Below are 7,664 nucleotides of genomic sequence, written 5' to 3'. Positions count from 1 at the left end.
GGTGAGGGCTGAAAATCTCGGAGTTATTAAATCCACGATCCTTAGGAACCCTGGATTCAACTTGAACATCCAGGGTTCTGAAATAACCTGACAGGAATGCTTCCCCGCAACAGATGAAGGGCAAGTAAGTTGTTACAATTGAGGCGTTGTATCGGGTTCGATTCGAGCAAGCATGACCCTGGGTAATCTGCGGGATCTGTATCAACAGGTAATCCTGGAGCGCTACAAGAAGCCCCGCTATAAGGGCAAGACCGATCCAGTGCATCGGCAGCAACGAGGGCACAATCCCTCCTGTGGAGATACGATCGAACTGACTCTAAAACTTAACGAGGCCGGAACCCAGATTGAAGAGGTTCGGTTTGAGGGAGAAGGTTGTGCGATCGCAATGGCCTCGGCTGACCTGATGGCAGAAGCGTTGCGGGGCAAGCAAGTTGATGAAGCCCTGGAGATGGTGCAGCGTTTTCAGGCCATGATGAAGGGGCAAGCAGAGTTTCCTCAAGAATTACGAAAATTAAATGTGATGCAGGGTGTCTCTCAATTTCCAGTGCGAATCAAATGTGCCACGTTGACATGGCATACTCTAAAAGCAGCGCTGGAAAGTCCCAAGGGGGCTCAAGCTGCTGGATTCGTGAGCAATGAATGAGTTTCAACATTAGTCCTATGCCGACAATTGCTGATTTCCTGATTGCTGCTAAATGGGCAGGATTCACCACCCTCGGTTTCGCAGCCCTGGCTACTCTGGGTTTTGTCTTGCAATGGGGCCTCCGGTTTCGCCTGATTGGTGTGACTGGATTTATGGCTGTATTGACCGTAGGACTGTTTTCCTTAAGTCTGGCACCCTTCGCTCACAAGGTGATCCCGGGAGCGGTGGGATTTTCTACCATCTATGACAATGGGGCAAACCTGGTGGTCATCCTGGTGCCCAGAGAGATTACTGAAACCCAGTTGGAAGCTACGCTCCGTCAAGCTGCCGGGAATCTCTTCTCTGCGGGTCGTTTGAGCCGGGGTAGGGGGGTTCTCCTTCGGGCCAGAACGATCGTGCATCCAGAGCCAGGCGTATCGGAACCAGTATTTTTAGGTCAGGTAAAGCCAGCCACCTCTCCTACGGCGACTGAACCTTTCGTGATTCAGATTGATGCAGCACAGATGGCTAAAATATCAGCCTGATTTCCCTGCCTGTTTATGCCTATTTTTGGGCATCTGTCCCTGTGCAGCGGGGTTAAATGGTAGTATGGTTGTCTTTACCGTGATTCAACTGGTATAGTTGTCCACTTCGAACATGTCCGATTCAACTTGCAAGGCCCCACCCATCCTATCCCTCCATGCTGCTCCTGCCTGGGTGATCCGAGGGGAGCAAGCCTTAGCCGCATCTGGATCAGCGATCGCCCAACTGGGTAGCCGTCCCCTCGTGATCGGTGGTGATCGTACTCTGGAACTGATTCATCCCTTGTTGCACCCCCTGCTATTGGAGCAATCCCAGCAGGCCGCGTGGCTTGCCTACGGCAAAGATTGTAGTGAGGCAAGTTTGGCCGTTCTGCGGCAGGCTGCTGCTGAATCTAAATCTGATGTTGTGATCGGTGTAGGTGGAGGCAAGGCCCTGGATGCAGCGAAATTGGTGGCCCATCAGCTTCAACTGCCGATCGTGACGATTCCCACCTCTGCTGCCACCTGTGCCGCCTGGACTGCCCTCTCCAATGTCTATTCTGACCAGGGCGGGTTTCTCTACGATGTCGGTTTGGCCCACTGCCCGGATGTGCTGATTCTGGATTATGACCTGATCCAAACCGCTCCCCCTCGATCGCTGGTGGCTGGGATAGGGGATGCTCTGGCGAAGTGGTATGAGGCTTCTGTCAGCAGTGGCCACTCTGATCAGACCTTACTCATTGCTGCCGTCCAGCAAGCCAGAGTATTACGTGATATTTTGTTTCAGAAATCTTTGCCTGCACTTCAGGATCCGGGAGGGCCAATCTGGCGCGAAGTGGTAGATGCCACCGTGCTCCTGGCTGGGGTGATTGGGGGCCTGGGGGGAGCCCAATGCCGAACAGTCGCCGCCCATGCCGTTCATAATGGGCTGACCCATATTGCCGCCAGCCACAGTTCCCTGCATGGAGAGAAAGTGGCCTATGGAATTCTGGTGCAACTCCGTCTGGAGGAAATAGTTCAGGGTAACCAGTTAGCTGCTACAGCCCGTCATCAGTTGCTCAAGTTCTATGCTGAGATTGGCCTGCCCCAGGATCTGGCGGCGCTAGGTTTGGGAAATGTCTGCCTGTTTGAATTACAGCAGGCTGCTGACTTGGCCTGTGCTCCTGGCTCGGATATTCACCGTCTACCTTTCCCGATCGAGCCTTCCCAGTTGATGGCAGCCATGGTTTCCACCCTGGCCCCGGTTCGAGGAGAACGAAATCGAATCGAGGAACTCTCTCCTTACTCCTATCCGGATCAGGAGGTGACCCCATGAGACCGGACTGGTTAGCCCCTGCCGATCGGTTGCAGGCCCTTCCCCCCTATGTTTTTGCTCGTTTGGATGAACTGAAGGCTCGGGCCCGGGAGCAGGGTCTGGATTTAATTGATCTGGGTATGGGTAACCCGGATGGAGCCACGCCCCAACCAGTTGTCGAGGCGGCCATAGCTGCTCTGCAGAATTCTGCCAACCATGGTTATCCTCCCTTCGAGGGCACAGCTAGTTTTCGACGGGCCATCACAACCTGGTACAACCGCCGTTATGGAGTCATGCTGGATCCGGAGGGGGAAGCCCTGCCCTTACTGGGGTCGAAGGAAGGGTTAACCCACCTGGCGATCGCCTACGTCAATCCGGGGGATTTGGTGCTGGTTCCCAGCCCAGCCTATCCGGCCCATTTCCGGGGGCCAATCATTGCTGGTGGAAAAATCCATAGCCTGATCCTGAAACCGGAGAATAACTGGCTGATTGATGTCACCCAAATTCCGGATGCCGTGGCTGAGCAGGCTAAGATCCTATACTTTAATTACCCCAGCAATCCGACAGCGGCTACAGCTCCCCGTGAGTTTTTCGAGGAGATTGTTGACTTTGCCCGTCGCTACGAAATTCTCCTGGTGCATGACCTTTGCTACGCCGAACTGGCCTTTGATGGCTATCAGCCCACTAGCCTCCTGGAAATTTCTGGGGCGAAGGAGATTGGGGTCGAGTTCCATACCCTGTCCAAGACCTATAATATGGCTGGCTGGCGAGTTGGCTTTGTCGTGGGTAATCGTCATGTGATTCAGGGGTTGCGCACCCTGAAGACGAACCTGGATTACGGGATCTTCGCTGCCCTCCAGGCTGCTGCAGAGAGAGCATTACAACTTCCAGATGTTTATCTGCATGAAGTCCAGAATCGCTATCGGAACCGCCGGGATTTTCTGATTCAGGGGTTAGGAGAACTGGGTTGGACTGTTCCTAAACCCATGGCCACCATGTACCTGTGGGTTCCCTGCCCGATCGGCACCGGTTCAACTGATTTTGCTCTGAATGTGCTAGAGCAGACTGGGATCGTGGTCACGCCTGGGAATGCGTTTGGTTCAGGCGGGGAAGGGTATGTGCGGATCAGCTTGATCGCGGAGTGCGATCGTTTGGGTGAAGCGCTACGCCGTTTGAAGCAGGCTGGGATCCGCTATCAACCTGAGGTACTGCCATCGTCCTCCCCCTGCTGATCAGGCGATCTCAATTGGAGGAGGCTGAAAGGGTAGCCTGCCCCTGCCGAACCCACTGACGAGAGCTATCGGGGATCATCTTGGTAATCATCATCATTTTGCGGGCATAATCAGCCAGGGTTCCCTGCATTCGGATCCACTCCTGGCCACATACGAGCTTTTGAGGCGTGTTCAGGTCGGCATTCAGGTGGAGAATGGTTTCTGCTACGACGATCGGATCTGTGGCATCGACCGACCACTCTGGCGCAAAGTGACTGAGGATTTCTCCAATACCGCCCGTCTGGCTGCCCACGACTGGCACCCCCGCTGTAATGGCCTCCACCACCACCCGGCCACAGGGTTCCTGGGGAGACAGGGCCACCACCACCTCTGTATAGCTGTAGTAGTCACTCATCCTGGCTCCGGATGGTAAAACCGTCACCCAAGTTCCCCCTCCTATTTGCTTGAGTCGTTCCCGCAATTTGCGCACCAGGCCAGGGGTAATCCCTTCATCCTCACTGATTAGTGCAATATGGTAGGAGTGCCCCTGGGAATGTAGATAAACGATCATGGGAATGAGAGCCATTAAGCTCTGATCAGTTCCACTCTGGGCCGTTTTGCATCGATAAGGGGCCAGAATAATTTTGGCTCCCGTTCGGATGGCAGTGGCTAGGGGCTCAGGAATTTCATGGGAGCGCGATGGGTTGAAGCCGCGATCGTTCTCCACGGGAGGATAAAGAATTCCCCGCAGGTTCTTTGTAAATCGGGCAATGTGCCAGGCCGTGAAATAAGAACTACAAATCGTATGATGGGCCAAATAAAGAAACGCCAGCTTCTGGAGCAGCAACAGACCAGGATTTTGCAGCAATGCCGTATCCCGATAAAAATGATAAACCTGGCGGTTACTCCAGCAGAGTCGTGGCGCAGCAAGGATCAGGGTTGACCATAGAACCGATGGTCTCCAATTGTCCAGCAAAAGGGGCCATTCTGCAGGCTGCTGGTTAACCCATTGCAGGGCATGGGTTAAAAACTGGCTGGCCGATCGAACTGGAATAGATTGAACGCTAAAAAGCAGGCCAGCATCAGCCAGTTCCTGTTCCAGAGGAGAGCCAGCTTGAACTAAAACGCAAATCTGCTGAACTGCGCCACATTGGGCAAACCCTTCCAGCAGGGACGTTAGAAAGGCTAAGGTATCTCCGGATGACTCACAACGCCCTGGAATGACCAGAAGCTTGCTGGTACACAAAACCTGGTTTCTATGCCGTTTCCGTGGGCTCACACAATTTTTCATGACTTGCGCGTTTAACTTAAAAATAGACAGTAAACGATAGGCAGAGAGTCACTCCCCCTGCATCCTCATGATCCAGTCATGGCTAAAGACTGCAACCCCTGCCAGCTATTCCAGAACCGCGAGTAATTTAGGCTGAGCAGACATCACTGGCGGCTCCACTGCTCAGTCACTACATCAGTCAAGGGGAATTTCCCGTAATGGTTGAATTTAGAGGTAGAAAGCTGAAGCGTTCCCTGAATCATTAGAATGAGCATTAACTAAACATTCTTGCCCAGAACATATACATCCCAGAGCATATTCATCCCAGGATATCCACGTAACCTGATATCGATCTGATCGCGACTAGACAAGCATTGCGGATGCTAAGTTGACATAATTAGTCTATGGAAAAAAACAATATCAAACTTTTGAAAGAGGCTTAAGTAACTCTACTAACACTTCACTAAAACTTTATACTCAACTCCCCCATCACTATAGGGAATTACTGGGCTGTCTCCCCAAGCCAGGTTGCACCAGCCATAGGATGGCAGAAATATGACCAAAATCATCATCGGGACAGGAATCCTGTCCCTGTTTCAGCGGGCTGTGTCTTAATTCTTTCTGGCTCAGCCATAGAAATGCTAACTCAAGGACACAGGGATGACATATGGCAGTCTTACTCTATAACCAGATGGCAGTTTATTCTTTACTGGTTCTCTCTCACACCCAATATCATTGCCTCCGTAGCAATAAAGTCTATTATCCCTCAGTACGAATACTCACTCTACCCCCTCCTCTTGAGGGGGTATTTTTTTGTAGCAGCACTTTTGGAGCATTACAAACTCAAAGCTGCAACCGTTGAGGCTAGGGGCGTATGTCAGAATAGGTACAAATATTTTTCAGGTTTCTAGCGTGGCGAAACTTGAGCAAGGACAAGCTCCTTAGGAGTAATGAGCCATGGAATTTAACCACACCTACAAAGGTAGTACCTCTGTATTGCAACGGGGCGATCGGACCCAAATGTCTTTTGCCCCTGATTTGAAGCGAGAGCCAACCTTCTTTCGAGGGGAGTTACGCCAGCATGTGGCCTTTCGCGAAGCCATCAGTGCCCTGCACGATGTGGTCGTGGCTGATCTACGATTCCAGCCCAAGGACAAAACGGCCTACAAGGAGTGGGCCGCCCAGCAGGCCGAGATTGACTGGCAACTGGTGGCAGCCCAACGGTTGGGGATCGGCGAGCGGGTGCAGGCGTTGCAACAGGAACTGATGGTGCTGAACCGGTTTCATCGGGAGCGGATGGCTCCCTTCGAGAAAGCCAAGTACCAGTTCATGCAATATTGCTATGAGAAAGAGCGGGATCTACTGTTTCTGTTTGACCCGGTGATTACGGTTCATCCGGATGAAATTTTCTTCGAATGCTTCAGTCGAGACGAATCCAGCTATGGACGGCTAAGTGCTAGTTATGAGGTCTTCCAGAACATTGGGGAATTTGCCTGTGGCACCACCAATATTGATTACTCCGCAGCCCTCTATAACGAATTCCAGAAGATTCGCAGCTACAAGCAGACCCAGTTTGAGGTCGATCCCACCGGATTCGAGGTGCAGACTACTGGGGAAGAGACCTACAAAGAAGTCAAGATCGACCTGCCCGATAGCTGGGTGCGGGGCTTCCTACAGGTGAGTTCGGCTATGGCCCTGCCTGCCACCCAATTCGACCTGCACCCGATCGACATTCACAATATCTGTTTTGTCCTGCGTCGTCACAAAGAGCGGCAGGGACCCCGCAGCCTGCGGTATCATCTACAACCTGGTCAGCCCGTGCGGATTGTGTTTGAACCCTGGGAGATCGAGGTGGTTTGTGCCCGATCTCCCTACCCAGGCCCTGAAGCCCAGGAGATCCGGGTCTGGGGGCGGCGGCGACTTCTCTTTTTGGAACGGCTCATTCCTGTAGCCCGCAAGTTCACGGTGCATCTGCTGGGCACGGGCATGCCCTCCTTCTACGTGGCTGACCTGGGGGACATGGCCTTCACCCTGGGTCTTTCCGGCTGGACTGCGAATGACTGGTCCCAGGCGGGGAATTTCGATTTAATGGCTCCCCGTGCCGAGGTGGATGACTGGACTAAACAGCAGGTTTTCCAGGCTCTGCGGCAAAACTGGCGGGAAGCGCCAGAGGCCCTGGCAAGGCGGATGGGATTGGATCGGGCGATCGTCCAGGGGGCGTTGGGAGCTTATACCCAGGCGGGTCGGGCCATCTATGACCTGAACAAGCAAGTCTATCGGGTGCGGGAATTGAGTCGGGACCCCCTGCCCCTGGATCAGCTCCGGTTCGCCAACGATCGGGAGGAGAAGGCTACCCGCTTCCTGAAGCAGAAGGGGGTGCAGGTGACCCATGCCACCCGAGACGGTGCTGGGGTCTTGCTGTTACAAGGGACCGTCCAGGAGAAAGAAAAGACTTATGAACCGGTCGTGACGATCGATCGGGATCACCGTATGATCCAGGCAGGTTGTAGCTGCAACTTTTACCAGCAAAACAAGCTGCGTAAAGGTCCATGTGAGCACATGCTGGCGCTCAGAATGCAATTCGGGTATCAGTATGGGTCAGGCTACCCGGCACAGCGGTAGAGGCGGAACGTCAAACCTTGCAATCCGGATGGTGGATCGCCATCCTTGTGGTTAGTCTAAACGCGCATCACTGGCCCGCTCTTAACTGTGCGTCTCTCCGGGTACTATCGCTGTTACGGTGTCG

Annotated in this window: 6 protein-coding genes; 5 read left to right on the top strand and 1 reads right to left on the bottom strand. The window is 53.3% G+C overall.

Features of this window, described 5'->3' with window-relative positions; genetic code table 11:
• The first annotated feature begins 172 nt into the window (after positions 1 to 172).
• The 4 genes from sufU to BST81_RS10830 all read left to right on the top strand — a co-directional run bounded on the left by sufU (position 173) and on the right by BST81_RS10830 (position 3,669).
• Positions 173 to 643 (top strand): Fe-S cluster assembly sulfur transfer protein SufU, encoded by a 471-nt coding sequence (sufU, locus tag BST81_RS10845; RefSeq protein ID WP_075598546.1) that lies wholly within the window; start codon positions 173 to 175, stop codon positions 641 to 643.
• A 17-nt stretch (positions 644 to 660) separates the two neighbouring features.
• On the top strand, positions 661 to 1,167 hold the full coding sequence (locus BST81_RS10840; RefSeq protein ID WP_075598555.1) for a Ycf51 family protein: 507 nt from the start codon (positions 661 to 663) through the stop codon (positions 1,165 to 1,167).
• 112 nt (positions 1,168 to 1,279) lie between these two features.
• Positions 1,280 to 2,458 (top strand): iron-containing alcohol dehydrogenase family protein, encoded by a 1,179-nt coding sequence (locus tag BST81_RS10835; protein ID WP_075598545.1) that lies wholly within the window; start codon positions 1,280 to 1,282, stop codon positions 2,456 to 2,458.
• The gene (locus BST81_RS10830; protein WP_075598544.1) at positions 2,455 to 3,669 is read left to right on the top strand and encodes an aspartate aminotransferase; all 1,215 of its coding nucleotides are present in this window, start codon (positions 2,455 to 2,457) and stop codon (positions 3,667 to 3,669) included. Before BST81_RS10835 ends, BST81_RS10830 begins: the two co-directional genes overlap by 4 nt.
• Before the next feature lie 10 nt (positions 3,670 to 3,679).
• Here BST81_RS10830 and BST81_RS10825 read toward each other — a convergent pair whose 3' ends face one another.
• Positions 3,680 to 4,927, bottom strand: a complete 1,248-nt coding sequence (locus BST81_RS10825) for a glycosyltransferase (protein WP_171974726.1) — start codon at positions 4,925 to 4,927, stop codon at positions 3,680 to 3,682.
• A gap of 948 nt (positions 4,928 to 5,875) precedes the next feature.
• On the opposite strand from BST81_RS10825, the gene BST81_RS10815 reads away from it, so the two are divergent.
• A complete protein-coding gene (locus tag BST81_RS10815; RefSeq protein WP_075598541.1) occupies positions 5,876 to 7,540 on the top strand; it encodes an SWIM zinc finger family protein in 1,665 nt (554 codons plus the stop codon).
• Positions 7,541 to 7,664: the final 124 nt, after the last annotated feature.

It is taken from the genome of Leptolyngbya sp. 'hensonii' (assembly GCF_001939115.1).
Taxonomy (GTDB): Bacteria; Cyanobacteriota; Cyanobacteriia.
This window is presented reverse-complemented; position numbering and strand designations above follow the sequence as displayed.